The 1,024-nt window shown below is 73.2% G+C and carries 1 protein-coding gene; it reads left to right on the forward strand.

All coding sequences use genetic code 11. The features are described 5' to 3' along the window. The coding region (locus AB0H83_RS51945) for a KR domain-containing protein (RefSeq protein WP_360111527.1) at positions 1–1,024 on the forward strand (1,024 nt) is incomplete at both ends.

A 1,024-nucleotide genomic window follows, 5' to 3' on the forward strand; every position in this document is an offset into this window, starting at 1 on the left:
TGTCGACAGTGACGTTCCACCCGCCGGCCATCCCGATCGCCACCACGTCCACCGGCGACGTGACGGACCTGAGCTACTGGTTGGACCAGGTGCGGAGTGCAGTCCGGTTCGCGGATGCCGTCGACGCGCTCCGTGTCAAGGGCGTGACGAAGTTCCTCGAGGTCGGCCCGGACGGGGTCCTTTCCGCGCTGGTCGACGGGATTCCCGCGATGCGCAAGGGACGCGACGAGCCGCTCACCCTGATGACCGCCGTGGCCCGGGCCCATATCGAAGGCTGGTCCCCGGACTGGACGTCGCTGCTCGCCGGTGGGCAGCGCGTCGACCTGCCCACGTACCCGTTCCAGCGGCAGCGGTACTGGCTCGACGCCGGCACCCCCGCCCCGGCCACGTCCACTGTGGACGGGTGGCTCTACCGGGAGGCCTGGACGCCGCTGCCCCGCCGCGATGCCGCGCTCACCGGTACGTGGCTCGTGGTCGGCCACGCGTCCGAGGAACTCGTCGCGGCGCTGGCGGCGGCGGGTGCTGACACGGTCACCGCGCCGGTCCGTGAGGGTCGCTTGCGGGAGGGCTCGTTCGCCGGTGTCGTGGCGCTACCCGCCGACGCCGCAGACGCCCTCAACATCGTGCAGACCCTCGGCGACGCGGGCGTCGACGCGCCGCTGTGGTGTGTGACCCGGGGCGCCGCCACCGACCCGGTGCAGCGTGCGATCTGGGGTCTCGGCCGGGTCGTCGCGTTGGAGCATCCGGACCGTTGGGGCGGCCTGATCGACCTCGCTGACGCTGACCCGGCGTTGCTGCCGGCGGTGCTCGGTGGTGTCGAGGACCAGGTGATGTTCCGCGGCGGCATCGCTCACGGGCGGCGCCTCATCCGGGCCACGGTGACCACCGGGTGGACGCCGTCGGGCACGGTGCTGGTGACCGGCGGCACCGGTGCCCTCGGTGGGCATGTCGCGAGGTGGCTCGCCGCGGAGGGTGCGGCCAGGATCGTGCTGGTCAGCCGGCGCGGCCCGGAGGCCCTTGCACT

The organism is Dactylosporangium sp. NPDC050688 (assembly GCF_040654515.1).
In the GTDB taxonomy this organism is placed as follows: Bacteria; Actinomycetota; Actinomycetes; order Mycobacteriales; family Micromonosporaceae; genus Dactylosporangium.